Annotated in this window: 20 protein-coding genes; 11 read left to right on the top strand and 9 right to left on the bottom strand. The window is 73.2% G+C overall.

The window, feature by feature from the left end:
* Positions 1 to 77: 77 nt before the first annotated feature.
* Genes G495_RS0116020 through G495_RS0116010 form a run of 3 tightly spaced genes read right to left on the bottom strand, consistent with a single transcriptional unit; the run spans position 78 to position 2,464 of the window.
* Positions 78 to 638, bottom strand: coding sequence for an HD domain-containing protein (locus G495_RS0116020; protein ID WP_028588580.1), 561 nt, complete (start codon positions 636 to 638; stop codon positions 78 to 80).
* Positions 639 to 658: 20 nt separating this feature from the next.
* A complete protein-coding gene (locus G495_RS0116015; protein ID WP_028588579.1) occupies positions 659 to 1,870 on the bottom strand; it encodes an MFS transporter in 1,212 nt (403 codons plus the stop codon).
* 45 nt (positions 1,871 to 1,915) lie between these two features.
* Positions 1,916 to 2,464 carry a DUF2148 domain-containing protein gene (locus tag G495_RS0116010; RefSeq protein ID WP_028588578.1) on the bottom strand — a complete coding sequence of 183 codons (549 nt, stop codon included), beginning with the start codon at positions 2,462 to 2,464 and terminating at the stop codon, positions 1,916 to 1,918.
* 120 nt (positions 2,465 to 2,584) lie between these two features.
* On the opposite strand from G495_RS0116010, the gene G495_RS0116005 reads away from it, so the two are divergent.
* Positions 2,585 to 3,529: a chromate resistance protein ChrB domain-containing protein gene (locus tag G495_RS0116005; protein WP_028588577.1), complete on the top strand. Its 945-nt coding sequence runs from the start codon at positions 2,585 to 2,587 to the stop codon at positions 3,527 to 3,529.
* A gap of 101 nt (positions 3,530 to 3,630) precedes the next feature.
* Here G495_RS0116005 and G495_RS0116000 read toward each other — a convergent pair whose 3' ends face one another.
* The 3 genes from G495_RS0116000 to G495_RS0115990 form a co-directional block, all read right to left on the bottom strand.
* Positions 3,631 to 4,461: a tetratricopeptide repeat protein gene (locus G495_RS0116000; RefSeq protein ID WP_028588576.1), complete on the bottom strand. Its 831-nt coding sequence runs from the start codon at positions 4,459 to 4,461 to the stop codon at positions 3,631 to 3,633.
* Positions 4,462 to 4,564: 103 nt separating this feature from the next.
* Positions 4,565 to 5,263 carry a nicotinate (nicotinamide) nucleotide adenylyltransferase gene (gene nadD, locus G495_RS0115995; RefSeq protein ID WP_051445481.1) on the bottom strand — a complete coding sequence of 233 codons (699 nt, stop codon included), beginning with the start codon at positions 5,261 to 5,263 and terminating at the stop codon, positions 4,565 to 4,567.
* Complete coding sequence (locus tag G495_RS0115990) at positions 5,264 to 6,523, bottom strand: glutamate-5-semialdehyde dehydrogenase (protein ID WP_028588574.1); 1,260 nt, start codon at positions 6,521 to 6,523, stop codon at positions 5,264 to 5,266. It abuts the gene before it with no gap.
* Between the two features lie 225 nt (positions 6,524 to 6,748).
* On the opposite strand from G495_RS0115990, the gene G495_RS22920 reads away from it, so the two are divergent.
* Genes G495_RS22920 through G495_RS0115970 form a run of 4 tightly spaced genes read left to right on the top strand, consistent with a single transcriptional unit; the run spans position 6,749 to position 11,488 of the window.
* Positions 6,749 to 7,411, top strand: a complete 663-nt coding sequence (locus G495_RS22920; RefSeq protein ID WP_028588573.1) for a hypothetical protein — start codon at positions 6,749 to 6,751, stop codon at positions 7,409 to 7,411.
* 35 nt (positions 7,412 to 7,446) lie between these two features.
* The gene (gene iorA / locus G495_RS0115980) at positions 7,447 to 9,291 is read left to right on the top strand and encodes an indolepyruvate ferredoxin oxidoreductase subunit alpha (RefSeq protein WP_028588572.1); all 1,845 of its coding nucleotides are present in this window, start codon (positions 7,447 to 7,449) and stop codon (positions 9,289 to 9,291) included.
* Complete coding sequence (locus tag G495_RS0115975; RefSeq protein WP_028588571.1) at positions 9,291 to 9,884, top strand: indolepyruvate oxidoreductase subunit beta; 594 nt, start codon at positions 9,291 to 9,293, stop codon at positions 9,882 to 9,884. The genes iorA and G495_RS0115975 overlap by 1 nt, the downstream gene beginning before the upstream one ends.
* A 23-nt stretch (positions 9,885 to 9,907) precedes the next feature.
* Entirely contained in the window at positions 9,908 to 11,488 is a 1,581-nt protein-coding gene (locus tag G495_RS0115970) for a sigma-54-dependent Fis family transcriptional regulator (RefSeq protein WP_028588570.1), read from the top strand.
* A gap of 105 nt (positions 11,489 to 11,593) precedes the next feature.
* Here the strand turns inward: G495_RS0115970 and G495_RS0115965 are convergent, their stop codons facing one another.
* Together G495_RS0115965 and G495_RS0115960 are read right to left on the bottom strand one after the other, a co-directional pair.
* Positions 11,594 to 14,014: a hypothetical protein gene (locus G495_RS0115965; protein WP_169734407.1), complete on the bottom strand. Its 2,421-nt coding sequence runs from the start codon at positions 14,012 to 14,014 to the stop codon at positions 11,594 to 11,596.
* 98 nt (positions 14,015 to 14,112) lie between these two features.
* Positions 14,113 to 16,440, bottom strand: a complete 2,328-nt coding sequence (locus G495_RS0115960; RefSeq protein ID WP_028588568.1) for a cysteine synthase — start codon at positions 16,438 to 16,440, stop codon at positions 14,113 to 14,115.
* 158 nt (positions 16,441 to 16,598) lie between these two features.
* Between G495_RS0115960 and G495_RS0115955 the strand changes: the two genes are divergently transcribed.
* Together G495_RS0115955 and G495_RS21930 are read left to right on the top strand one after the other, a co-directional pair.
* Positions 16,599 to 18,377, top strand: coding sequence for a motility associated factor glycosyltransferase family protein (locus tag G495_RS0115955; RefSeq protein ID WP_028588567.1), 1,779 nt, complete (start codon positions 16,599 to 16,601; stop codon positions 18,375 to 18,377).
* Positions 18,378 to 18,514: 137 nt separating this feature from the next.
* On the top strand, positions 18,515 to 18,919 hold the full coding sequence (locus tag G495_RS21930) for a VanZ family protein (protein WP_051445480.1): 405 nt from the start codon (positions 18,515 to 18,517) through the stop codon (positions 18,917 to 18,919).
* A gap of 261 nt (positions 18,920 to 19,180) precedes the next feature.
* On the opposite strand, the gene G495_RS21925 is transcribed toward G495_RS21930, so the two are convergent.
* Positions 19,181 to 19,825: a 3D domain-containing protein gene (locus tag G495_RS21925; protein ID WP_156939744.1), complete on the bottom strand. Its 645-nt coding sequence runs from the start codon at positions 19,823 to 19,825 to the stop codon at positions 19,181 to 19,183.
* 169 nt (positions 19,826 to 19,994) lie between these two features.
* Between G495_RS21925 and G495_RS19840 the strand changes: the two genes are divergently transcribed.
* From G495_RS19840 to G495_RS19830, 4 genes are all read left to right on the top strand, one after another.
* Entirely contained in the window at positions 19,995 to 20,627 is a 633-nt protein-coding gene (locus G495_RS19840; RefSeq protein ID WP_051445478.1) for a phosphatase PAP2 family protein, read from the top strand.
* Positions 20,620 to 22,542: an ArnT family glycosyltransferase gene (locus G495_RS19835; RefSeq protein WP_051445477.1), complete on the top strand. Its 1,923-nt coding sequence runs from the start codon at positions 20,620 to 20,622 to the stop codon at positions 22,540 to 22,542. The genes G495_RS19840 and G495_RS19835 overlap by 8 nt, the downstream gene beginning before the upstream one ends.
* A 16-nt stretch (positions 22,543 to 22,558) precedes the next feature.
* Positions 22,559 to 23,401, top strand: coding sequence for an AMIN domain-containing protein (locus G495_RS0115930; RefSeq protein WP_028588566.1), 843 nt, complete (start codon positions 22,559 to 22,561; stop codon positions 23,399 to 23,401).
* Positions 23,402 to 23,783: 382 nt separating this feature from the next.
* Positions 23,784 to 25,331 carry a methyl-accepting chemotaxis protein gene (locus G495_RS19830; RefSeq protein WP_051445476.1) on the top strand — a complete coding sequence of 516 codons (1,548 nt, stop codon included), beginning with the start codon at positions 23,784 to 23,786 and terminating at the stop codon, positions 25,329 to 25,331.
* The last annotated feature ends 35 nt before the right edge of the window (positions 25,332 to 25,366 follow it).

Here is a 25,366-nt window from a genome sequence, read left to right as displayed (position 1 = left end):
CCCCGCGCAAGGCTTCAACGCACAAGGCCCCGGACCAGTCCGGGGCCTTGTTGCGTTTCCGCGCCGCGCCCGGGGGCTTACCCCGGCCGGATGGCCGTCTCCACGGTTTGCGCCAGGGCCAGATAGCGCTCGCGGGTGGCGGCGTCCTTGGCCAGGTCCGCCCGGGTGGCCAGGATGTCCGCGAAACGGCGCCGCGCATCGGCCAGCCCCGCCGCCAGCCCGGGCTCCTCCACAATGTCCGCGAGCTTGTCCGCGTAGATGGCCAGGGCCTCCTCCAGGCGGGTCACCCGGCGGTCGCCGGGGGGCAGGCCATAGCTCGCGGCCTGCTGTGCAGGAACACCCGCGCGCACATGCTTGACCATGACGGCCAGCACTCCCTCCGGCAGCCCCAGGCCCCGGCCGATGCGCGCGCCTTCCTCGCCGTGCAGGATGCCGGTCGTCACGGTCTTGCCCAGGTCGTGGAACAGGGCGGCGCGCACGGCCAGCTCCCCGTCAAGCCCGGCCAGGGCGGCGGGAGGCATCTCCTCCAGCAGGGTTGCGACGATGCGGGCGACGCCTACGCTGTGCCCCACGTCCTCCTGCGGCAGGCCGCTGGCCCGCAGCAGGGCGATATCCCGGGGTGCGATTTCGTAACGCATGGTTTCCCTCCTGTGGTTTGTCATGCCGCCGGGGCCCCGCCCGGGCGCGTTGCGGCCAGGAACCAGGGCACGGCCAGCAGCAGCAGGGCGGCAATGATGGCAAAGGCGGCCCCGTAGCCCAGGGCAGCGACGAGCAGGCCGGAAACAATGGGCCCCGCCGCGTGCCCCACGTCGAAGATGGTTCCGAACACGCCCATGGCCGTGCCGAAGCGGCGGGCCTTGCACAGATCGGCGACCATGGCCGCCGAGGAGCTGGTCACCAGCGCCTCGCCAAGGCCGAAGACCAGGCAGGCGGCCATGAGCGCCGTGAACCCCGCGAGCCAGGGGATGGCGGCGAAGGGCAACGCGCAGCACAGCAGCCCCGCGACGATAAGCACCCGGCGGCCAATGCGGTCGGAGAGCCTGCCCATCAACGGCTTGGCCAGGACGGTCACCACGATCTGCGCCGCCCAGAGCAGGCCGGCCTGGAAGGCGGACAATCCGGCCACGGTCACCGCGTAGATGGGCAGGAAGGCTTCCAGCGCGCCCATGGCCATGTTCTGCACGCCCTCGGCGGCGGAGACCGCCACCACCCGCCGGTCGGAAATCACCTCGCGGATGCCGGACCAAAACGTCCGCAGGCGCTCCCGGAAGCTGCCCTGCTGCGCGACCTCGTCCACGAACAGCGTGCGCAGGCCCAGAAGCAGCGCGGCCAGGCCCGTCAGGGCGCACAGGCCGTAGACCGCCGGAAACGCCCAGGGCGCGTAGCCGCCCCCGGGCAGGGCCGCCAGCGACAGCGCCAGCCCGCCCACAGGCGCCCCCAGCAGCCCGCCGATGATGCCCACCGACGAGAACCAGGAAAGCAGCTCCCCCTTGCGGGCCCCAGCGACATCGGCCACCACGGCCATGGCCACCGGCCCGTAGATGGCCGTGGCGAACCCGTGCAGGAAGCGCACGGCCACCAGCTGCCCGTAGTCGGTGACGAACAAATAGGCCAGGGGGGCAAGCCCGAAGACCACCAGCCCGGCGAGCATGGTCCGCCTGCGCCCGACGATGTCCGAAAGGGCCCCGGCGGGCAGCTTGAAGAGGATGCCCGTGACCGTGGAGATGCCCACGGCCAGGCCGATGGCCTGCGGCCCTGCGCCCAGGGCCAGGGCGAACAGCGGCAGCACGGGGTTGCGGGCCAGGGCGTAGGAAAACCGGGCCAGAAAGCCCACGGAGCACAGCAGCGTGAAGGGTGCGGTCGTCTGCATCGCCTGTCTCCTTTGCGGGCGGCCAAGGCCGCCCGCCCCCGGGCGCTATTTCCGGGCCTGGCGGTCGTGGTAGATGCTCTTGCCGTAGTAGCCCACGGGCAGGCCCATGACGACATCGGCATCGATGACCCCCAGGGCGCGGGCCGCAGCGCCCACCCGCTGCTGCACGCGGCTGTCGATGCTGAGCAGCGCCGCCGTCTTGGCCGCAGAGGCCAGGGCGCTGCCGATGTCGATCATGCGCATCACGCAGTGCGGGCCGCCGTAGCCCATCTCCCGGGCCGTCAGCTTCCGCTGCCCGGCCATATCCTTGCAGGTGGCGTACCCGCAGGCCCCGCAGTCGTAGCCCGCGAGGTTGGGCTCCGCGAGGCCCACCAGGACCAGGGCCTGGGTTTTGGCGATGTTGTCCGCGTCGCGCAGCCAGAAGGCCTCGTTGGTGCTCCGGGGGGCGTACTCGCGCATGGCCCCGGCAATCCTGGCCAGGGTGGCGTCATCCTCCACGACGACGATTTCCAGAAAATCCTTGCCCCCGGCCTTGGGCGCGGTGCGCATGCTCCCGGCCAGCAGCCGGGCGGCGGTGATTGCGGCGTCCTTCATGGTCGTCCTCCTTGCGTTGGGCGGGTGTCCTGGACAAGAATAAGGCTGCCCGTTTGTATGTCAATTGACATACAACAGAAGATCGTTAAACTGTCAACTGAAACAAAACCGGGAGGAACCATGGCCGCAAAACTTTCCTGGCTGCTCTTCGTGCACCACATCCCGCCCAAGCCCGGCTACCTGCGAGCCAAGGCGGGCCGCAGGCTGGCCGCCCTGGGGGCCGTCGCCATCAAGAACGCCGTCTACGCCCTGCCCGGGGGCGACTCCCGGCAGGAAGACCTGGCCTGGCTGGCCAGGGAGATCGAGGACAGCGGCGGGCGGGCGTTCGTCTGCCACGCGGCGTTCGTCGCCGGGCTGGACGACGCCCAGGTGCGTGCGCTGTTCGTCGCGGCCAGCGAGCGGGAATACGCCCGCCTGGCCGCCGCCATGCGCCCCGTGCTGGACGCTCCGCCGCCCCACGACCATGACCGCCTCCAGGCCGCCCTGGACGCCTTCACCAAGGAGTTCAACGCCGCCCTGGCGCTGGACTATTTTGGCGCCCCCAGCCGCGAAACCATCGAGGGCCTGCTCGCCGGATTGCGCGCGCGGCTGCACGACGGCCCGCCCGCCGACCCCGCCCGGCCGGACGCGCTGGCCACCCTGCGCGGCCGGACCTGGGTCACCCGCCGCTGCGTGCATGTGGACCGCATCGCCTCGGCCTGGCTCATCCGCCGGTTCATCGACCCCGACGCGCGGCTGCGGTTCGTGGACGAAACCAGCTATGCCCACCAGCCGGACGAACTCCGCTTCGACATGTTCAGCGGCGAATTCACCCATGAGGGCGACAAGTGCACCTTCGAGGTGCTCGCCGGACGCCTGGGCGCCGACGATCCGGCGCTGCGCAAGCTGGCCGAGATGGTCCACGACATCGACCTCAAGGAGGAGCGCTACGCCCATCCGGAAACCGCAGGGCTGCAAGCCGCCCTGGAGGCCCTGGCCCTGACCGTCCCGCAGGACGCGCAACGCGTCGAACAGGGGGCGGTCCTCTTCAACCTGCTGTACGAGCGCTTCCGGATCGGGCGGTAAGGCGCGCGGGAAGCGGCGGACGGCATGACGCAACAAGGCCCCGGACGAGTCCGGGGCCTTGTTGCTTTTCCGCGCCGCGCGCGGGGGGGGTGAGGCGGGCCTTAGCGGGTGAAGATGCGCTTGCCCGTCTGCTCCATGATGGCCTGGGCCTCGTCCAGAGCCGGGTCCAGCTCGAAGGCCTTGCGCGCGCAGTCGTAGGCCTCGTCGTTCTTGCGCCAGTCCAGGTACATGCGGGCCATGTGCAGCAGGGTGCGCGGGTGCATGCCGAAGGTCTGCAGGGCCTGCTTGTAAAGCGCCTCGACCTTGGGGAACTCGCGGGCGCCGGTGTAGGCCTGCACGGCCCCGGCCAGGGCGCGGCTGTCGCGCGGGTCCAGCGCCACGGCCTGTTCCAGGTATTCCCCGGCCTCATAGAACAATTCGGCCTGCAACAGGCGCTGCCCGCAGTCGGCCAGCACGCCGGGCTCGCGGCCGAACTCCTCGGCCACGCGGCGCAGCAGGGCCTTGGCCTTGGGCAGCTCCCTGGCGTCCAGGGAGGCCTGGGCCCCGGCCAGCATGTCCTCCTTGCGCCGTGCGCGCTGCGCGTCGGCGTGCTGCTCCTGCGTGCGGCCCTTGTGTTCCAGCTCGTCCAGCAGCCCGCCCAGGGCCCGGGTCAGTTCGGCCTCGCCCCCGCGCTTGTACTTCACGTATGGCGTGACGTGGACGTTCTTGGCGGAAAAATGGCTCTTCACGTCCGGGTGGCGGTTGAACTCCTTGAGGTACTCCTGCAGATGCACCTCCACCTCGAACTTCTCGCGCCCGAAGATCTGCGCGCCGTCCAGGTCGCGCGCAGCCTCAATGGCGCAGGCGATGGAGCGCGTCAGCTCGCCCTTGTGCAGGGCGGCCTTGGCCCGGGCGAGGTTCTCGCGGATCTTCTTGGCTGGCGTTTCGAACATGGCGGCTGCGTCCCGGCCCGCAGGGCGGGCTCTTGGTGATTCTGCCGTGCCACTATGGCACAAACAGGCGGGGTGTTCAATCCGGCCCGGGCCTGCGGGCGGCTCAGGCCCAGGCCGCGCGCACCGCGTCGGCCCCGGCGCCCAGGGCGCGCTCCACCTCGCGGGGCACCAGGGCGGCCAGGCAGCGCCCGGCCAGCCAGCGCGCGCGCACGTCCGAGGCGCTGATGTCCAGGCGTTGCAGGGCCACGGGGCGCAGGCAGTTGCCCCCGGGCAGGCGCCAGCCCCCGGCGCCGTCGGGCCCGGCCACGGGCCAGTGGGCGGCCACGAAGGCGGCCACGGCCTCGGGCCCGGCCCCGCCGCGCCCGGCCACGGCCAGGTTGCACAATTCGGGAATCTCCAGGCCGCGGTGCCAGCCGGGCAGCCCCGCCAGGTCGCCCGCGCCCAGGATGAACCACAACGGCACCCCGGGCCACGCCGCGCCCAGGGCGGCCAGGGTGTCCACGGTGTACGACGGCCCGGGGCGCGCGGCTTCCAGGCGCGACACCGCAAGCCCCGGCACCCCGGCCACGGCGGCCTCGGCCAGGGCCGCGCGCAGGGCAAAGGGCAGCATGCCCTCGCCGGGCTTGTGCGGCGGCACGTGCGCGGGCATCAGCTCCACGCGCGCCAGGCCGAGCTGCTCGCGGACCTCGATGGCCAGGCGCAGGTGCCCGTTGTGCACGGGGTTGAAGCACCCGCCCAGGATGCCCACGCCCCGGCCCGAAGCCGCGCCCGCGCCGGGGGCCGCCTGCGCCGCCGCGTCCATCTAGCCGCGCACCTGCCCGTCGCCGAAGACCACGAACTTGGTGCTGGTCAGCTCCAGGGCGCCCATGGGCCCGTAGGAGTGCAGCTTGGAGGTGCTGATGCCGATCTCCGCGCCCAGGCCCAGTTCGCCGCCGTCGTTGAAGCGCGACGAGGCGTTGACCGCGACCATGGAGGCGTCGGCCTCGCGCAGGAAGCGCATGGCCCGGCCATGGTCGCGGGTCAGGATGATCTCGGTGTGGTTGGAGCCGTACTCGGCGATGTGGTCCAGGGCCTGGGCCATGGAGTCCACCACGCGCACGGCCAGGATCAGGGCGTGGAATTCCTGGCCGAAGTCGCCCGGCCCAGCGGGCGTGGCCGTGGCGCCCAAGAGCGGCAGGGCCCGGGGGCAGGCCCGCAGCTCCACCCCCGCCCCGCCCAGGCGCGCGCCGACCAGGGGCAGGAAGGCCGCAGCCTCGGCGGCGTGGACCAGCAGCCCCTCCAGGGCGTTGCACACGCCCGGGCGCTGGACCTTGGCGTTGAAGACCACCTCCAGGGCCTGCTCCAGGTCCGCCCCGGCGTCCACATAGGCGTGGCACACGCCCTTGTAGTGCTTGAGCACGGGCATGGTCGCCTCGGCCACCACGGCGCGGATCAGCCCCTCGCCGCCGCGCGGGATGATCACGTCGATGTACTGGTCGAGCTTGAGCATGGCCGACACGGCGGCGCGGTCGGTGGTCGGCACGAGCTGCACGGCGTCTGCGGGCAGGCCCGCCCCGGCCAGGGCGCGGTGGATGAGCCCGGCCAGGCACTGGTTGGAGTGAAAAGCCTCGCTGCCTCCGCGCAGGATGACCGCGTTGCCCGCCTTGAGGCAGAGCACGCCCGAGTCCACGGTGACGTTGGGCCGCGACTCGTAGATCATGGCGATGACGCCCAGGGGGATGCGCATGCGGCCCACCAGCAGCCCGTTGGGGCGGCGCCACATGGAGTCGATGCCGCCCACGGGGTCGTTCTGGGCGGCGATCTCGCGGCAGGCCTGGGCCATGGCGGCCACGACCTTGTCCGTCAGGCGCAGACGGTCCAGGCGCGGGGCGTCCATCCCGGCGGCCTGGGCGGCCTCCAGGTCGCGGGCGTTGGCGGCGGCGATGGTCGCGCCCTCGGCCTCCAGCAGCCCGGCCAGGGCCAGCAGGGCCGCGTCCTTGGCCCGGGTGTCGGCCCCGGCCATGACGCGCGCGGCGGCCTTGGCCCGCTGGCCCAGGGCGGTCATCTCCTTGTGGAAATCCATGCGTCCTCCTGCCGCGCTGGGGGGTTGTGCGCGGCGCGTTTCTCGTGCATGACAAGACGGTCTTTTACAGAAATGAAGACCCTGCCGCCAGCCTTTCCCGGGGCAAAAGTTCTTTTGACATTTCTGTAAAGTATGGGTACATGAAGGGAGCCCCTGCGGGGGTCCGTTTTTTGTTGCGGAAACTCCGCCCGAAGTCAACTCGCCACCATGGAGGTCGCCCTGGCAATGACCGAGAAAACCGCCGCCCAACCGCAATCCCCGCTGGACGCCCTGGGCGCCGGGGTGGAGGAATCCCTGCACCCCGCCCTGCAGTGGATCGTCGCGAACATCAAGCTCATCGTCGGCGTCGTCGCCGCCCTGCTGCTGCTCGTCGGCTCGCTGGCCGCCTACAAGGCCGTGTCGCAGTCGCGCCTGGCCGACCGGCGCGCCGAGCTGACCGCCCTGCTGGCCGAGGCCGACCCCGCGGCGCGCGCCGAGGCCCTGGCGGCCTTCGCCGCCAAGGCCCCCGAAACCCTGCGCCCCACGGCGCAACTCGAGCTGGCCGCCAGCCTGTCCGCCGCCGGGCGCCACGAGGAGGCCGCCGCCGCCTGGGCCGCCATGGACGCCGCCCACCTGGGCGCCGTGCCCGGCTTCGGCCAGGCCGCCGAGCTGTCGCGCGCGGGCAAGCACGCCGAGGCCCAGGCCGTCCTGGAAGGGATGCGCCAGAGCCTGCCCAAGGCCTACCAGATGCTGCTGCTCGAACGCCTGGCCTACGAGGCCGAACAGGCGGGCGACACGAACGCGGCCATCGCCGCCTGGGAGGCCCTGCTCGCCGAGAACCAGGGCGGCAGCTCCGCCTTCATCACCGCGAAGATCAAGGACCTGCGGGCCGCGCAGCCCGCTTCCTAGCACCCGCAACCACGGCAAGACTGGAGAAACACATCATGGCCCATCCGCTGCTGGACCATAAGGGCGGCGAAACACACCTGCTCCTGGGCAACGAAGCCATCGTGCGCGGCGCCCTGGAGGCCGGTGTGGCCTTCGTCTCCTGCTACCCCGGCACCCCCTCCTCCGAGGTGCCCGACACGTTCTTCCGCATCGCGCCCGACGGCGACTTCCACTTCGAGTATTCCACCAACGAGAAGGTGGCCCTGGAAGTGGGCGGCGGCGCCGCCCTGGCCGGGGCCCCGACCCTGGTGACCATGAAGCACGTGGGCGTCAACGTCGCGGCCGACCCGCTGATGACCATGACCTATGTCGGCACCCCCGGCGGGCTGGTGCTGCTCTCGGCGGACGACCCCGGCTGCCACTCCAGCCAGAACGAGCAGGACAACCGCTACTACGCCCGCCTGGGCGGGCTGCCCGTGTTCGAGCCCTGCACCACGCAGGAGGCCAAGGACATGACCCGCGACGCCTTCGCGCTGTCGCGGCGCTTCGGCCAGCCGGTGATGCTGCGCACCACCACCCGCGTGTCCCACGTGCGCGGCCCGGTGGCCTTCGGCGACCGGCCCGGCGCCCAGCACGGCCCCGAGTTCAAGAAGAATCCCCTGCGCTTCGTGCCCATCCCGGCGGTGGCCCGCGTGCGCCACGCCGCGCTGCTCAAGGCCATGGACGAGATCGCCCTGGAGGTCGAGAAGTCGCCCTGGAACACCGTGCGCGGGCGCGGCGAGGTCGGCATCATCGTCTCGGGCATGGCCCGGGCCTATGTGTCCGACGTGCTGGCCGAGGCGCCCTTCAAGGGCAAGTTCAAGGTGCTGGCCCTGGGCATGACCTACCCCCTGCCCGAAAAGAAGATCGCCCGCTTCCTCAAGGGCCTGACCAAGGTCCTGGTCATCGAAGAGGGCGAGCCGCTGGTGGAGCAGGCCGTGCGCGCCCTGGCCCACGACAAGGACCTGACCCTGGCCGTGCACGGCAAGGGCCCCGACCTGACCCGCCTTGGCGAATACTCCACCGCCGAGGTCCGCGCGGCCATGTTCCGCGTGCTGGGCAAGCGGCCCCCGGCGGCGAAGACCTGCGAGGCCCCCGGGCCGCTGCCCATGCGCCCGCCGAACCTGTGCGCGGGCTGCTCGCACCGCGCCCTGTACTACGCCGTGCGCCAGGCCTACGGCGACGAGGCCGTCTACTCCTCGGACATCGGCTGCTACACCCTGGGCATCCTGCCGCCCCTGTCGGCGGCGGATTTCCTGCTGTGCATGGGCTCGTCCGTCTCCTCCGGGTCGGGCTTCGCCAAGGCACAGACCAAGCCCGTGGTCGCCTTCATCGGCGATTCGACCTTCTTCCACTCGGGCATCACCGGGCTGGTCAACGCCGTGTTCAACCGCCACGACATCCTGCTGGTGGTGCTGGACAACCGCACCACGGCCATGACCGGCCACCAGCCGCACCCCGGCGTTTCGCTGACCATCCACGGCGAGAACCCCTGCCAGGTGGACATCGAAACCATCGTGCGCGGCTGCGGCGTGTGCAACGTCAAGAAGGTCACGCCCTACAACTACAAGGCCACGGCAGCGGCCATCGAGGAGATGAAGGGCCAGTCCGGCGTGCGCGTGCTCATCGCCGAGGAGCCCTGCGTGCTCTTCGCCAAGCGCACCATGAAAAAGACCATGCCCATGGTGGCCACCGTGGCCCGCCAGGGCGAGGCCGTGCGCCAGTGCCTGGCGACCCTGGCCTGCCCGGCTTTCGCCGTGGACGCCGCCGGACAGGTGCGCATCAACGAACACCAGTGCACGGGTTGCATGTTCTGCCTGCAGATCTGCAAGGACATCAAGGCCCGCAAGAGGAGCGAGTAATGCCCAAGGTCCGCATCTTCCTTACCGGCGTCGGCGGCCAGGGAACGCTCACCGCGACCATCATGCTGGCCCGGGCGGCCATGGACAAGGGCCTGGCCGTCACCGCCGGAGAGGTCCACGGCATGGCCCAGCGCGGCGGCGTGGTGGAATCCACCCTGCTCATCGGCGGGTTCAAGAGCCCGCGCATCGCCAAGGGCGAGGCCGACATCCTGCTCGGCTTCGAGCCCCTGGAAACCCTGCGCGCCCTGCCCTACCTCGCCCCGGGCGGGGTGGTGATCAGCAACTCCGAGTCCATCCCGGCCATCGGCGTGACCATGGGCCGCGAGACCGCCCCCGGGCTGGACGAGATCCGCGCCCGGGTGCAGGCCTGCGCCGGGCGCAGCGTGTTTTTGCCCTGCCAGACCCTGGGTATGCGGGCCGGGGCCCTGCAATGCGGCAACCTGGCCCTGCTCGGCGCGCTGTGCGCCACCGGGGCCGTGCCCATGACTCCCGCCGACCTCGCGGCCAGCGTGCGCAAGGCCCTGAAGCCCAAGCTCGTGGACATGAACCTCAAGGCCGTGGAATACGGCGTGGCGGAAGTCCGCCCGGCATAAGCGGGACAGCGGGAGCCCAGATCATGACGCGTACCATCCCCACCGACGCCCTGGTCGGCTATTTCGCCACCTTGAAGCAGGTGACCAGGGAAATGGCCCCCAGGGGCGCCATGCAGACGGGCCTCAAGGCCCTGCTGCGCACCCTGTGCGAAAACCATGGGTACAAGCGGGCACTGCTGACCATCTTCGACCCCGAGACCAACTCCCTGCGCCTGTCGGTGACCCACGGCTCCCAGAAGTACGCCCAGGTGTCCTACACCCCGGGCCAGGGCGTCACCGGCAAGGTCATGGACTCGGGCAAGCCCGTGGTGGTGCCCGTGATGAAGGACCACGAGTCCTTCCTCAACCTGGCCTTCGGGCGCACCAAGGAGGAGATGGCCCGCCTGGGCTTCATCTGCGTGCCGGTGATGAACGAGGCCGAGGGCGGCAAGGAAATCCTGGGCACCCTGTCGGTGGACCTGCCCGCCGGGCCCGAGGAGGAGCTGCTCCCGGACCTGAACTTCCTGGAGGTGGTGGCCGCCATGGTCGCCAAGGAGGCCGCCTCCCTCCAGGAGGAAATGGCCCTGCAACGCCACCTGCTGGCCCAGGGCATGACCCCCGGCGGGGGTGGCGACGGCTACGCCCACCCGAACATCGTGGCCGCCTCCAAGCCCATGCGCATGGTGCTCCAGCAGGTGTCGCAGGTGGGCCCCAGCCGGGCCACGGTGCTCTTGCGCGGCGAGTCCGGCACCGGCAAGGAGCTGCTGGCCGAGGCCATCCACAGCGTGAGCCCGCGCACGGGCAAGCCGCTCATCAAGCTCAACTGCGCGGCCCTGCCCGCCGACCTCGTGGAATCCGAACTCTTCGGCCACCAGAAGGGCGCCTTCACCGGCGCGGTGGCCAACAAGAAGGGCATGTTCGAGCTGGCCCACGGGGGCACGCTGTTCCTGGACGAAATCGGCGAGCTGTCCCTGGACGCCCAGGCCAAGGTGCTGCGCGCCGTGCAGGAGCGCGAGATCCAGCGCCTGGGCAGCGAGCAGGTCATCAACGTGGACGTGCGGCTGATCTGCGCCACCAACCGCTCCCTGGAAAAGATGCTCGAGGACGGCACCTTCCGCGAAGACCTCTTCTACCGCATCAACGTGTTTCCCATCTTCATCCCCCCGCTGCGCGAGCGCAGGCAGGACATCCTGCCCCTGGCCGAGCATTTCATGGACCACTTCGCCGGGGAGTACGGCAAGAGCGTCAAGCGCATCTCCACCCCGGCCATCGACCTGCTGGCCCAGTACCACTGGCCCGGCAACGTCCGCGAGCTGGGCAACTGCATGGAGCGCGCGGTGCTGGTCTGCGACGAGGAGGTCATCCGCACCTACCACCTGCCGCCCAGCCTGCAAACCGCCGAAAGCTCGGCCACGGACACCAGCCTGTCCTTCGGCGAGGCCGTGGCCCGCTTCGAGCAGGAGCTGCTGGTGGACGCCCTGAAGAAGTCGCGCGGCAATATGCTCCAGGCCGCGCGCGACCTCAAGGCCAGCTACCGCATCGTCAACTACAAGGTGAAGAAGTACCGCATCGACTCGCGCAAGTACGCCGTGGCCCGGGCCAAGAAGCGGCCCTACGGCCAGTAGCCGCGCCGGGTGCCGGCGGCTGCGCGCCGGGCCAGGAGCCCGACGCCAGGGGGCCCCGGGGGAAGCGATTCCCCCGGGGCCCCGCGCGTTGGGCCACACGCCCGGCTACAGGTGCAGGTCGCGTTCGGTGAGGCTGGTCTCGCGGGAGGCGCCCATGACCGGGGCCAGGCTCTCGGCCTCGCGCCGGGCCAGCTCCTGGGCGTTGAGCTCCCGGGCCTGGCACCAGGCCAGCCAGGCCCCCAGCAGGCTGGAGGCGCCCATGCCGCCCACGGCCAGGGGGCTCTGGGTCAGGAAGACCACCGCCGCGCAGACCACATGCACCAGGGACAAAAGCACGCCCAGCACGGTGCTGCCCGTATAGAGCAGCCCCGCCCCGGCCATGAACAGCGAAATGACCGCCGCCCCGCCGGGGCTCTTGCGCGGCTGGCGGGCGTCGCGGGTCATGCGCGCCAGGCGTTGGCGGGCCACCTCACCCTCGGGGGTCCGCCCCACGGCGCCCAGCAGCTGCTCCGCCGCACTGGCGGGCCGGGCCATGTCCAGCTGGCTGCCGGGCACGAACATCTGCAGGGCCATGTCGTCGTCGGTGGTCTCCCAGGTGGCGGAGCCCGTGACGATGACCCGGGACTTGACCGGGGCCTTGACCAGCGGCGCCGCACGCCGGGCGGGCGGGGGCGCGTCGTCCTGCGGCAGGCGCAGGCCTTTGGCCGGGCCCTTGGCCGGGCCTGTGGCCGGGCTCGTGGCCGGGCCCTTGGCCGGGCCGGGAGCCGGAGCACCGGACGGCCTGGGGGCCGGGGGCGCCGCATCCGCAGGGGCCGGACGGCGCAGGCTGGGCACGCCCGCGCCGGGCGTGCGGCCCGGGGCCGGGGGCGCCGCGCCTTCGGAAGCCGGGCGGCGCAGGCTGGGTATCCCCGCCGTGCCCGCGGGCCGGGGCCGCAGCAGGCCGGAGCCGCCCTGCGGGGCGGGCCCGGGCTCCGCCCCGGCGTGGTGCAGGGCGCGCAGGATGCCCTGGGGCAGGGTGCCGCCGGGGGCCGGGGCCTGCTCGGCGGGCCGGGCGCCCGCCCGGCGCCCCAAAGGCGGCACAAGGCCGGAAGCCTCCTCCGCGTCCAGGCCGGAGTCCGGGCCAAACGCTGGGCCAGAAACCGAGCCGGGCTGCGGCCCGTCCGGCCCGTCCGGCAGGTCCGCGTCCCACAGCAGGTCCAGGCCCCGGGGCGGGCGGCTGACCTCCTGGTCCGGGTCCGGGCCAGGGGCGGCGGCCACGGGCGCCCCAAGAGTCAGGGGCTCCTCGTCGTCGCCGGGTTCGTCGTCCGCCAGGACGGCCCTGAGCCCCGGGATCGGGCAGGACCCGCCGGGCGCCAGGGGCGCGGGGGCCGCATCGTCCCCGGCCCACGACCCGAAGGCCGGGCTTGCGGGCTGCGGCCCCGGGGCCAGGGTCCGGGCCGCGGCGGCCCCAGGGGCCTCATGCTCCGGCGGCGCCCAGGCCGGGAGCGGCGGCAGGCCGAAGGCCGGGCCGAGATCCTGATCGAGGTCCTGGTCGTCGTCCGGGCCAGCCTCCGGCGCGAGGTCCGGAGCGAAATCGGGGGTGAAGGCAGGCGGGGCAAACTCCGGGGCAAAATCGCGGTCGGGTTCCGGCTCCCGGTCCGCAAGGGACTCCGGGCCGGGGAAGGCGTCCGGCTCCGCATCCGGCACCCTGCCCGCACCGGGCCCACGGTCCGCAGCGGCGCCCGGTGACGGCGCGGGCCCGGGGGCGGCGTCCGGCTCCAGGCCGAACCCCAGGCCGGGCTCCGGCCTGGGCTCAGGCGCACGGCCCGGCGCGGACGCGGGCGCGGGTGCGGGGATGTCGTCATCCAGGCTGACCCGGCGGATCGGCTTGGCATGGGCGCCCGGATCGGTTTCCAGCTCCAGGCCCAGGTCCGGGATGGCGTCCAGTCTGCGGGCGGGTTGCGCGGCCGGGGGCGGCGTGGCCGGGCCGGGGGCGGCGTCCGGCTCCAGCTCCAGCGAAAAATCCAGGGCAGGGCCGAAGGCAGGCCCGGCCCCCGGCGCGGCTGCGGGCCCAGCGGGGCCCAGGCGGTCGTCGTCTTCCAGCTCCAGGCCCGGCGCCAATCCGCCGGAAGCCGCGCCCCGCGTGGGCCGCCCGGCGGCGGACCCGAAGCCGTCGCCCGGCACGTCCGGCCCGGGGGCCAGGGGGTCGGCGCCCAGCGGCGGCAGGGGCTGGGCCTCGGCATAGGCGGTGCGGATGACCGCCAGTTCGGCGGCCAGCTGCTTCCTGAAGCTGTCCAGCTCCCGGGCCTGGGCCCGGCAGACCCGCTCCCCGGAGCCGGACGCCCCCGGCGCGGGGGCCTGGGCCAACAGCTCGCGCAGGCGCGTCAGCTCCCCGTCGGCCCGGTGCAGGAATTCCTCCGGCCCCAGGTCTCCGGCAAGGCAGGCCTCCTCCAGCTCCCTCAGGGCATCGGACAGGGCGTGGGCCCTGATGATGTCGCGCGATCCGTCCTTGACCATGGAACCCCCGGCAGCGGTGCGGTGACGCATCCTTCCCATACGCGCCTTGCCCGTGCAAGGCAAACCCCGCGCGGCGCCCACGGCACGCGGCGCGGGGCAAGAACCCCAATGCCCCCCGGTGAGGCGCCTCAGCCCCGGGCCCGGGGCGCGGCGTAGAGCCTCGGCCCGCCCGGGGCGTCCTCCACCGTGTAGCCCAGGGCCGCCAGCCCGTCGCGCAGGGCGTCGGCCCCGGCGTAGTCGCGCGCGGCCCGCGCGGCCTCGCGCCGGGCGACCATGTCCGCCGCCTCGGCAGGCCACTGCTGCGGGGCCAGGGGCAGGGCCGCGCGGTCGAGGATGCCCAGCCGGGCGTCCAGTTCGTCCAGGCGCGCGCGGCAGGCTGCGGCCTCGGCGGGGGCCAGCCGCCCGGCGGCCGCAAGCTTCTTGACCTCGCGGCAGAAGCGCAGCAGCACCGGCCAGAAGGCGTACAGGGCCAGATCCTGGTCCAGGGCCTCGCGCAGGGCGCCCTTGACCTCCACCAGCAGCTGGGCCACTGCCGGGCCTGGCTCGCCCGGCGCGTCCCCGGGCAGGGCGGCCAGCAACGCGGCCAGGTCCTGCACCGTGCGCTGGTTGCGGGCCCACATGTCCAGGGTGGCGCGCGAAAAATCCAGGGGCTTGTGGTAGCTGGCCGACAACAGCCACAGGCGCAGGGCCGCCGCCGGGGTGCCCCGCTCCAGCAGCGCGCCCAGGCTGGCCGCGCCGATGCCGCCCTCGGCCCCGCCCTCGGGCCCGCCCACGGGCTGGGACACGACCCAGGCCAGCGGCGCGCAGTCGGCCCCGCTGGCCCAGATGGCCCGCAGGTTTTCCAGGTGCGGGAAGCGGTGCGCCTCGCCGCCCCAGAACACCGCCGGGCCCGGCCCTGCGGCCAGGGCGGCCACAGCCATCTGCATGAACCAGCTCGGGCGCACGTTGCCCCAGCGCGTGGGCCAGAACTCGCCTTCCTTGATGTCCTGCAGGGTGGCGCGCTTGAGCAGGGTGAAGTCCTGGGGGTTGGCCTTGACGTAGTCGGCCAGGTCCACGGTCTTGCCCAGGGAGAGGTGGTCCATGTCCATCTGACCCATGCGCCCGTAGTCCGGGTCGCGCAGCACGTCGAAGTAGACGCTGCGCAGCTTCTCGTAGGCCAGCCCGCGCGAGAGCAGGCGCTCGGCCAGGGCCGTGCAGGCCTCGGCGCACTCCCCGGCCAGGGGCAGCTCCACGCGCCCGGCCAGGCCCAGGTCCGCCGCGCGGGCCAGCATGGCCGTGCGCACCCCGGCGGCAAAGGCCGCCCGGCGCATCCCGGCGGCGCGGGCCCCGGCCAGGGTCCGGTCGTCCATGTCCGCCAGCCCGGCGCCCAGGCGCACCTGCCCGCCATCGGCCTCCAGGCTGCGGCCCAGCACGTCCAGCAGCACCAGGCGGCGCCAGAATTCGGGGTCGTCCCAGCGGTCCAGGCTGGGGCCGACGGTGTACAGGCCCATGGGCCGGCCCTGGGGCGCCAGGCGCACCTCGCCGCCCGCGACGCAGCGCAGGTGCGGCCCGCGCTCGGCGGGCGGGGCGAACAGCGGCGTGGACAGGTAGCGCTCGCCGCCGTCGGGGAAGATGACCACCACCAGCCCCTGGTCCAGCTCGGCGGCGATCTTGAGGGCCCCGGCCAGGGCCGCGCCGGAGCTCATGCCCGCCAGGATGCCCTCCTCGCGGGCCAGCCTGCGGCACATGGCGAAGGCCGCCTCGTCCTCCACGCGCACGATGCGGTCCAGGAGATGCTTGTTGAAGATGCCCGGCGGGTAGGACTCCTGCATGTTCTTCAGGCCCTGGATCTTGTGGCGCGGATAGGGCTCCACGGCCACCACCTCCACCTGGCGCGAGCACTCCTTGAGGCGCTTGACGCAGCCCATGGCCGTGCCCGAGGTGCCCAGGGCGACCACGACATGGGTCACTTCCCCGCCGGTCTGCTCCCAGATTTCGCGGCCCGTGCCCTCGTAGTGGGCCTGGATGCTGGCGGGGTTGTTGAACTGGTCCATGAGCACGTAGCGCTGCGGCTCCTCGCGGGCCAGGCGGTAGGCCTCCTCGATGGCCCCGTCGGTGCCCAGGCGGCCCTCGGTGAGCACGATCTCGGCGCCGTAGGCGCGCATGATGCGCCTGCGCTCCTGCGAGGCGGTGTCGGGCATGAGCAGCTTCAAGCGGTAGCCGCGCACGGCGCAGACCATGGCCAGGCCGATGCCGGTGTTGCCGCTGGTGGCCTCGATGATGGTCTTGTCCGGGGTCAGCTCGCCGCTGGCCTCGGCGGCGCGGATCATGGCCAGGGCCACGCGGTCCTTGATGGACCCGCCGGGATTGCCGGACTCGATCTTGGCCAAAATCCTGACGCCGTTTCCGGCCCCGATGCGCGACAGCGCCACCAGCGGGGTGTTGCCGGACAGCTCAAGAACGCTCGAATAGATCATGGCGATTCCCTTGGATTGCAACCAGATGGAGCCATGGCGACCCCGGGGGCCCACCCCCGGCGCACGCCGGGGCCGGGGTGGCAGGGTCCTTGCATTTCCACGGCGGGCCCCGCTTCGGAGGCGGGGCGGCACGCCACCACCACAGCCCGGAGCACGGCATGGAACTGCTGCAATTCCTGCGACCGAACCTGGAAGCGATGACCCGGCGCGGGCACTCCGCCGCGCCCTGGCTCGGCGGGCGGAATCTTGACCTGAACGCCCTGGAAAAGCAACTGCGCGTCAATGCCTTCGGCCTGCGCGACCTGCCCCTGCCCGGCGGCGGGGGCACGCTGTTCGGCGCGGTGCCGCCGCAGATGTTCTACCGCTCCTGGCAGCTGGCGCCCGGCGCGCGCCCGGCGCGCGGGGCCACGGTCATCGTCGGCTGCAACCTGGGCTACGGGCTGAACCACGTGCTGACCACGCACCCCGCCCTGCACGCCGTGGCCGTGGTCGAGCCGCGCCCGGAGATGCTCGCCCTGTGCCTGGGCATGACCGACTACCGCCCGTTCATCGAGCAGGGCCGCCTGGAATTCGTGGCCCCCGACGCCCAGAGCATCTGGGAGGCCCTAGGCCGCCAGGACCTGCGCTTCATCCACGGGGCCATCCATTTCCGCGCCGACATGCCCAGCCAGCAGCTCGGCCCCGAATACGCGCGCACGGCCAGCCTCGTCCAGAAGACAGTGGAAAACGTGAGCATCGAGCTGGCCACCCTGCGCCGGATGCAGGATGTGATGGTCGGCAACGAGATCGGCAACTTCCGCGCGGCCTTCGCCCGGGGCAGCATCGCCCCCCTGCAGGGCGCGGCCCTGGGCGTGGCCGGGCTGGTGGTGGGCGCCGGGCCGTCCCTGGCCGAGCTGGGGCCGCGCCTGGCGCCCCTGGCCGAGGGCGCGCTGACCGTCACCGCGCTGCAAACCCTGCCCGCCGCCCGGGCCCTGGGCATCACCCCCGACCTGTGCATGGCCATCGACTACAGCCCGGGCATCGTCCAGGTCTTCGACCGCCTGGACCGCGACTGGGCCGCGAATATCCCGTTCATCTATTCCACCAAGGTCCGCCCCGAGGTGGTGGAGCGCTACCCGGGCCCGGCCATCCCCATGTGGACCCTGGGCGGGCTGGCGACCTTTTTGATGCGCGACCGCGAGCCCGTGCTGGACGCGGGCGGCAACGTCAGTGTGGCGCTGCTGCGCCTGCTGGCCTGGTGCGGCGCGGCGCGGGTGACCCTGGTCGGCCAGGATTTCGCGTGGTCCGGCCAGCGCTCGCACGTCGCCGGGCACCACGCCCAGCTGCCCGTGCGCGCCTTCGACCCCGAGCGCCACATGCGCCTGAAGAACCTCGCGGGCGAGGAAATCATCTCCACCATGTCCTACATCACGGCCCAGCGCGACATGGAGGCCGACATCGCCCGCCTGGGCATCCCGGTGCACAACGTCTACGGCGGGGGCCTGCCCCTGGCCGGGGCCGAAGTGCTCGGCCCGGACGAGGTGGCCGCGCGCGGGCTGCTGCACTCCGAGCCCGGGGCCCTGGAGCGCTTCCAGGCCGCCCTGCACCGCGCCGCCCGCCCCCGGCCCGTGCCGGTGTTCCAGCCCCGGGCCCGGCAGTGGGGCGCGTCCCTGCGGGCGGTGCAAAAGCGCCTGGGCAAGCTCTACGCCAAGGCGGGCGCCCGGCAGGCCGACATCCGCCAGACCCTGGAGCAGGTGCTGCTGTTCCTCAAACAGGATCCGCTGTACACGCCCTATCTCTACAACGAAGTCATTGACCTGGCCGGCCTGGCGCGCCTGAGCACGGGCCACGCCCCGGGCGAGTTCTCCCAGGTGCGGCGCATCCTGGAACGCGCCCTGGCCAAGGTCCGCGAGATCGACCGCGCCCTGGGCGCGGACGTGCCCCTGCGGGCGGCCTGACGGCCCGAAACGCTTTCCCGGTTTCCTTCCTTCACGGCCCGGGGCGAGGTGGCGCCCCGGGCCGGTGCGTTTTGCGGCCATGGCCGCCGCCCGGGCCCGGCCTTGCACCCGGGGGCCGGAAGGAGTACCACCCGCTCATGCGCACCGTCCGACCTGCCCTGCTGGCCCTGTGGATCGCCTCCCTGGCCTTTGTGGCCGCCGCCACCCTGCTGCCCTGGCCCAAGGCCGTGGCCGGGGCCCGGCTCCTGCCCGGGGCGGACCTGGCGGCCCAGGGCCTGGCCTACGCCTGGCTGGCGGCCCTGGCCCTGCGGGCCTTTTTGCAACGCGGCCCGGCCTTCACCTGGGCCTGGGGCATGATCCTCTACGGTGCGGTGCTGGAGGTGGCCCAGGCCCTGGTGCCCGGGCGCGCGCCGTCGCTGGGCGACATCGGCGTGAATCTGCTGGGGGTCTGCCTGGGGGTGCTGGTCGGGCACCAGCTCAAGATCCGCGAGCACGACCGGCGCATGGCCGAGGCCCTGGGGCGGGGAGCGCCCCGCCGCTAGCTGGCGGCCCGCCCCGGCAAGGGGGACGCCGGACGGCCCGCGCATCCGCCGCGCCGCGCGCCGGGCCCAGGCCCCTGGCGCGCCGCCGGGCGCACCCCCTGCGGCAGCCCGCCGGCAGGCCGCCCCCACAAGCAAACCACGGCATTGCTCAAAAAATCCAAGCCCGCGCGTCTGTCTTGTCACGCGCGGGCTTGGATTTTTTCGCGCCTGGCGGCGCACCAGTGTTGCGCAGCCAGGGAGGTGGCGCTCTTCGACGACCCGCTAGGGAACGGCGGCGGCCTCGGGGGCGGCAGGGGCGAGGGCGCCAGGGGCGGCCGGAGCTGCGGGGGCGGCGGGGGCGGGAGGCGCGGGAGACGCGGCAGGAGCCGCCTCGCCGGCCACGGGCAGCAGGCGGATCTGGAGATGGCGCCGCCCGAAGCGCACGGCCTTGGCGCGCGTGTCCATAAAGATGTCCACGGCCTTCGCCTTCTTCGCGCCCATGAGGTCGCCGATGACGAAGACCCCGTGGCCGGACACGCAGATCTCGCGCCCGAAGGTCCATCCGGCCTCGTAGAGGTCGGGCGAGACGGCCACGATGCCCCGGCGCGGCTTGCGGCCCGTGGCCGTGCGCGCGCCGCCCGTCTCCTCGGCACTGTAGGCCGAGACCGTGGCCGTCACCGGCGCGGGGGCCCCGGGGCGGGCCCTGGTCATGCACTCCACACCCCGGTCAGCCTTGGCGGAGGCACCCTTCTGCTTGCGCATCTCGTCCCGTCGTTTGCGCACCTCGTTCTGCGGCTTGCGCTCCTCGCCCTGCGGCCTGTGCACCTCGCTCTGCCCGGCCCGGGGCGCGGCCACGGGCTCGGCCCCGGCCTGCGGGCCGGAGAAAACAGCAACTGCCAGGGCCACGGCAAGAATCCTTGTGACCATCCATCCTCCCTGGCCGGACGCACACGCCTCCCCCGCCCCCGCGCGGCGGGCGCCCGCCAAGGGCAGCATAGCCCATCCGGCCCGCAAAGGCAGCCCCTGTTTTCGGCCCGCAAAAAGCGCCCGGGGCGCCGCCCTTGCCAGGGGGATACCAATATCCTATAGACCCCCCATGCGCGCGAACGCCCTGGCCGGGCATTTCCTGCTGGTCTCCCTCCCCCTGCTGGGCCTGCTGGCCCTGGTCCTGGGCATCTTCGGCTCCGAGGACCAGGCCATGCTCGCCTTCCGGGAGCACAAGAACACCCACCTGGTGCTGCAAAAGGCCGTGCGCCTGTTCACCGACTGGGGCAACCAGGCCATGTACCTGCCCTTCCTGGTCATCCTGGGGCTTGCCCTGCGCGACCGGGACCGCCGCTCCCGGCGCTTCGTCATCGCCTACGTCGTGGCCCAGGTGCTCGTCTGCCTGGTCCTGCTGCATCTGACCAAGATGGCCCTGGGCCGCCCGCGGCCCGAGGCTTTCACCGCCCTGCACCGGCCCATGACCCTAGACTCCTACTTCCACTCGCTGCCCTCGGGGCACACGGCGGAGATCACCGGCTCCTGCCTGGCCCTGGCCCTGTGGCTGGGGCGCGCGCGCTGGGCCCTGGCCCTGGGGCTGTACGTCGCGCTCATGGGCTTCTCGCGGGTCTACCTGTTCCAGCACTACCCCAGCGACGTGTTCTTCGGCTGGATGTTCGGCGCCGTTTCCGGTTTCGCGGCCTACACCTTCGGCACCTCCAAGGAGGGACCCCCCGGCCATGGATAAGCTCCTCACGCGCCTCTACCGGCTGCTGGCCTGGGCGCCCCTGCTCCTGCCCGCCGCCCTGCTCGCCGCGCAGACCGTCCCGGTCCTGGACTCGCGCGCGCTGTGGTTCTCCGACGAAATCCGCTACGCCAACGTGTTCGAGAACGTGGTCCACGGCGGCAAATGGCTGGTGATGTACCTGAACGGCGTGCCCTACCCCGACAAGCCGCCGGTATACTTCTGGTTCCTGGCCGGGCTGCTGCCGGTGTTCAAGGCGGCCACGCCCGCGCTGTTCATGGCCGGGGCCGCCCTCTCGGCCCTGCTGCTGCTCACGGCGACCATGGCCCTGTCGCGCCTGGTGGCCCGCGCCGGGCGCGAGGTCTCCCTGGGCGCGGGGCTGGTGCTGGTGTCGTGCTTCTACGTCGTCGGACTGGCGCACTACTCGCGCATGGACCTGCTCTTCGCCACGCTGATCACCGCCGCCCACATCTGCCTGTTCCGGGCCTGGGGCCGCGAGCGGGCCATGGGCTGGGCCGTGGCGGGCTTCGCCCTGGCCGGGGTGGCCACCCTGACCAAGGGCCCCCTGGGGCTGGCCTTCCCCCTGCTGGCCAGCGTGGCCTACCTGGCCTGGACGGGCAACCTGCGCCGCTTCTTCCGGCGCGACGTGGCCGTGGGCCTGGGCGTCTGCCTGGGGCTGCTGGGGGCCTGGGTGCTGGCGGCGTGGCTCGGCGGCGAGCGTGAGCTGGTGGAAAACATCTTCTACAAGCAGATCTACCGCCGCGCGGTGAACGCCTCGCACCACGGGCAGCCCTTCTGGCACTACCTGGCCACCCTGCCCGCCGCCTGGCTGCCCTGGACGCTGCTGCTGGCGGCCCTGCCCCTGGGCCCCGTGGCCCGCGCGGGCTTCTGGCGCGGCCTGTGGCAGGCCCGGCGCGACGAGGAGCGCAAGGGCCAGGCCTACCTGTGGAGCATGGTGCTCACCGGCTTCGTGCTGCTCTCGGCCCTGTCCACCAAGATCATCGTCTACCTGCTGCCGCTGTTCCCGGCCCTGGCCGTGCTCTCGGCCCGGGCCGTGCTGGGGCTGGACGCGCGGCGCACCCGGCGCCTGTGGCTCGTGCTCTGCGGCCTGTTCGCCGTGGTGGCCATGGCCCTGCCCTTCGGCAACATGCTGCACCCCTGGCCCGACTTCGCCGTGGCCGGGCTGTGGTGGATGGCCCTGGCCTCGGCCCTGGCCGCAGGGCTCCTGTGGTGGGCGGCGCGCGCCCTGGGGCCCGCCTCCGGGCTGCTGCTGGCGGCCCTGGTGGTCACGGCCTGGGTCCAGCCCCTGGCCATGCTGACCCTGCCCTCCCTGGACCCGGTGATGAGCCCCAGGGCCCAGGCCCAGGTCATGGGCGATTACGCCGACCAGGGCTACGTTCCGGCGGCCTACAAGATCTACTCGGGGGTCTACACCTACTACAGCGGCCACGACGTGCTGGAGACCCAGGACCTGGAGCGCATTGCCGCGCTGCTGGCCGCCGAGCCCAAGGTCGTGCTCGGGATGCAGCGCCGCTACTGGGACCAGTGGACGGACCGCCCGGCCACGCTGAACGTGATCCACGAGCAGTGGATCGTGGACCAGCCCTACGTGCTGGCCGTGCAGGGCGGCCCTGCGGCGCCGCAGCCCCAGGCTCCGGACGCCGGGGCCGACGCCGGGGCCGCCCTGGCCCCGGGCGCTGCGGCCAACGCCACCGGCGCGGACCCGGCGCCCGGAACCGCGCCCCAGGCCATGCCCGGGCCCGCCCCCGAAGCCGCCCCGGGCCCGGACCAGCAGGCCGCGCCCCACGGGCAGCCGGAGCAGGCTCCCGCCCCGGCTCCGGACAAGGACACGGGCACGGCTCCCGGCGAAAGCGACCCGGCCCCCGCGCCCGCCAACGCCACCGAACAGACCATCTGACCCCCAAGGACGCCCCATGCGCAGCCCGGCCCCATCGCTCCGCCCCGCCCTCGCCCTGCTCACGGGCCTGCTGGCCGCCGCCCTGCTGGCCTCGGCCTGCGTCACCAGCGACCCCGGCCAGGAATACCGCGCCCGGACCGAGGCCATGAGCGGGCCGCAGCTGCTGCGCGAGCGCCAGGCCCTGACCGACGAGATCAGGAGCCTGGAAGAGCACCGCGCCGAGCTGCCCGCCGCGCCCCAGGGCACCCCCGGCGCCAGCCACGAATACCTGGACCGCCGCCTGGCCCAGGCGCGCCTCAAGCTCGGCCACGTCAACGCCCTGCTGGCCGAAGGCGGCTACGCCGTGCATGAGATCCGCTACAAGGTGGCCGCCGCGCCCGCCGCTCCGGAGCCCGCGCCCAAGGAGCCGAACGCCCCCGCACAGGCGTCTCCCGCGCCCGCCCCGCCCGCCCCGGCGGCCCAGGCGGCCCCGACGATCCCGGACACGCCCGTGCCCGCCCCGCAGCCGCCTGCGGACGCAACCCGGCCCGCGCCTGCCACGGTCACCGCCGTGCGCTGGGCCGCCGAGGGCGAGGCCCTGGTGGTGCGCGTGGCCGTGCCCGGCCCCCTGGCCCCGCGCTGTCGCGTGTTCACCCTGGACGGGCCGCCGCGCGTGGTTCTCGACGTGCTGGACGCCGCCCGGCCCCCGGCGGCCCTGCCCAAGGCCCAGGCCGTGGACAGCCCCCTGGCCTCGGGCATCCGCGTGGGCTGGCACCCCGAGGACGCCTTCGTGCGCGTGGTCCTCGACCTGCCCCGCAGCGGGCCGCGCCACGCCCTGACCGTCGCCCCGGGCCAGGCCGTGCTGACCCTGCGGCCCTGACCGCGCGGCCTGGCTCCGCGGGCTGGGCCTGCGGCCTGCTCCTGCGGCTGCGGCCCGGTTGCGACCTGCCCTTGGGGCCCGGGCTCCCAGTCTGCCCCCGGCCCCCGGCTTGAGGTCTGCCCTTGCGGCCCGAGCCGCCCCCCCCGCCCTGCGCGTCCGCATTTCCGGACACACCCCCCGTCCGTCCGGTTTCCCGGACGCCCACCGCGCCGCCCGGCCCCATCCGCTCCCGGCCTTCGCCACGAATCCGCAACAATCCAAACACTTCCCGATTTGTAGGGAATTGGTGTGCATTTTGCTGGCGTCCTCCTTGCGCCGTTTGGCCCGCGCGGCGTAGCATGGGTGGGAATGCCTGCGGAGCCATCTTTTTGCGGAGGTTGCCATGAGATCCTTTTCCACCGCCGCCCTGGCCGCGACCCAGGGCGGCTGTGCGCTGCTGGCTGTGGGGGCCGCGGCGCTGCTGTCCTCGCCCCTGGCGGCCTGGGGCGCCGGGCTGGGGCTTCTGGCCCTGGGGGCCGTGCCCCTGGGGCTGCTCGTGCTGCGCGTGCGCGGCTGCGCCACGCGCCTGGAGGCCGCCGCCGGGCGCGTGGCCCAGGGCCGCTACGACTGTGCCTTCGACGAGCGCGGCACCTGCGAGCTGGGCCGCGCCGAGGCCGGGCTGGCCCAGATGTACGCCCGGCTCAAGCGCGAGCTGTCCTTCGCGCGCGGGGTGCTCGCGGGCATCCAGGCGCCCTTCGTGGTCGTGGACACCCAGGAACGCCTGGTGATGACCAACGCGGGGCTCATCGAAATCCTGGAGCAGAGCGGCAAACCCGAGGACCACTACGGCCAGAACGTGGCCCATTTCTTCTATGGCGACGCCTCACGGCGCACCGTGCTGCGCGACAGCCTGGAGCACCGCGTGACCACGGCCAAGGAGGTGGAACTCACGGGCCGCCGGGGCGGCAAGCGCATCATCCACATCCACGCCTCGCCGCTGTACGACCTAGACGGCGCGCTCATGGGCGCGCTGTGCATCTACCAGGACCGCACGGCCCTGCGCGCCCGCGAGGCCGAGCTGGAGGCCCAGAACGCGCGCATCGCCGAGGCCGTGCGCACCTCGGAGGACATCTCCCAGGCCGTGGCGGGCAGCGCCGGGGAACTGGCGGCCCAGGTGCTCGAAGCCAGCGCCGCCGCCCGCGAGCAGGCCGCCCGCGCCCAGGACGCCGCCTCGTCCATGGAGCAGATGAACGCCGCCGTGCTCGACGTGGCCAGAAGCGCGGCAGACACCGCCAGCCGCGCCCAGCAGACCCGCCAGCAGGCCGAGGACGGCGCCCGGGTGGTGCGCGACGCGGCCGCGGCCATCGCCGAGGTCAGCCGCCGCGCCCAGGCCGTGACGCAGGACATGGCCCGCCTGGGCGCCCAGGCCGAGGGCATCGGGCGGATCATGGACGTGATCACCGACATCGCCGACCAGACCAACCTCCTGGCGCTCAACGCCGCCATCGAGGCCGCGCGCGCGGGCGACGCGGGCCGGGGCTTCGCCGTGGTGGCCGACGAGGTGCGCAAGCTGGCCGAGAAGACCATGGGCGCCACCCAGGAGGTCGCTTCGGCCATCAAGGCCATCCAGGACGGCGCGCGCACCAGCGCCGCAGGCATGGACCAGGCCGCCGCCGCCGTGGGCCAGGCCCACGAGCTGGCCGAAGCCTCGGGCCGGGCCCTGGCCGGGATCGTCGAGCTGGCCGTGAACACCTCGGACCAGGTGCGGACCATCGCCGCCGCCGCCGAGGAGCAGTCGGCCACCAGCGAGCACATCAGCGCCGTGGTGGAGGACGTGCGCTCCAGCGCCCAGGGCGCCGAGGCCGACATGGCCGCTGCGGCCCAGGGCGTGCAGGGCCTGGCCGAAGCCGCCCGGCGCCTGAAGGACGTCATCCACGCCGTGGGCGCCTGAGCGCCCGGGCGGGCTCGACACCGGCCCCCGGATAG

The sequence above is a fragment of the Desulfocurvus vexinensis DSM 17965 genome (assembly GCF_000519125.1).
In the GTDB taxonomy this organism is placed as follows: Bacteria; Desulfobacterota; Desulfovibrionia; order Desulfovibrionales; family Desulfovibrionaceae; genus Desulfocurvus; species Desulfocurvus vexinensis.
This window is presented reverse-complemented; position numbering and strand designations above follow the sequence as displayed.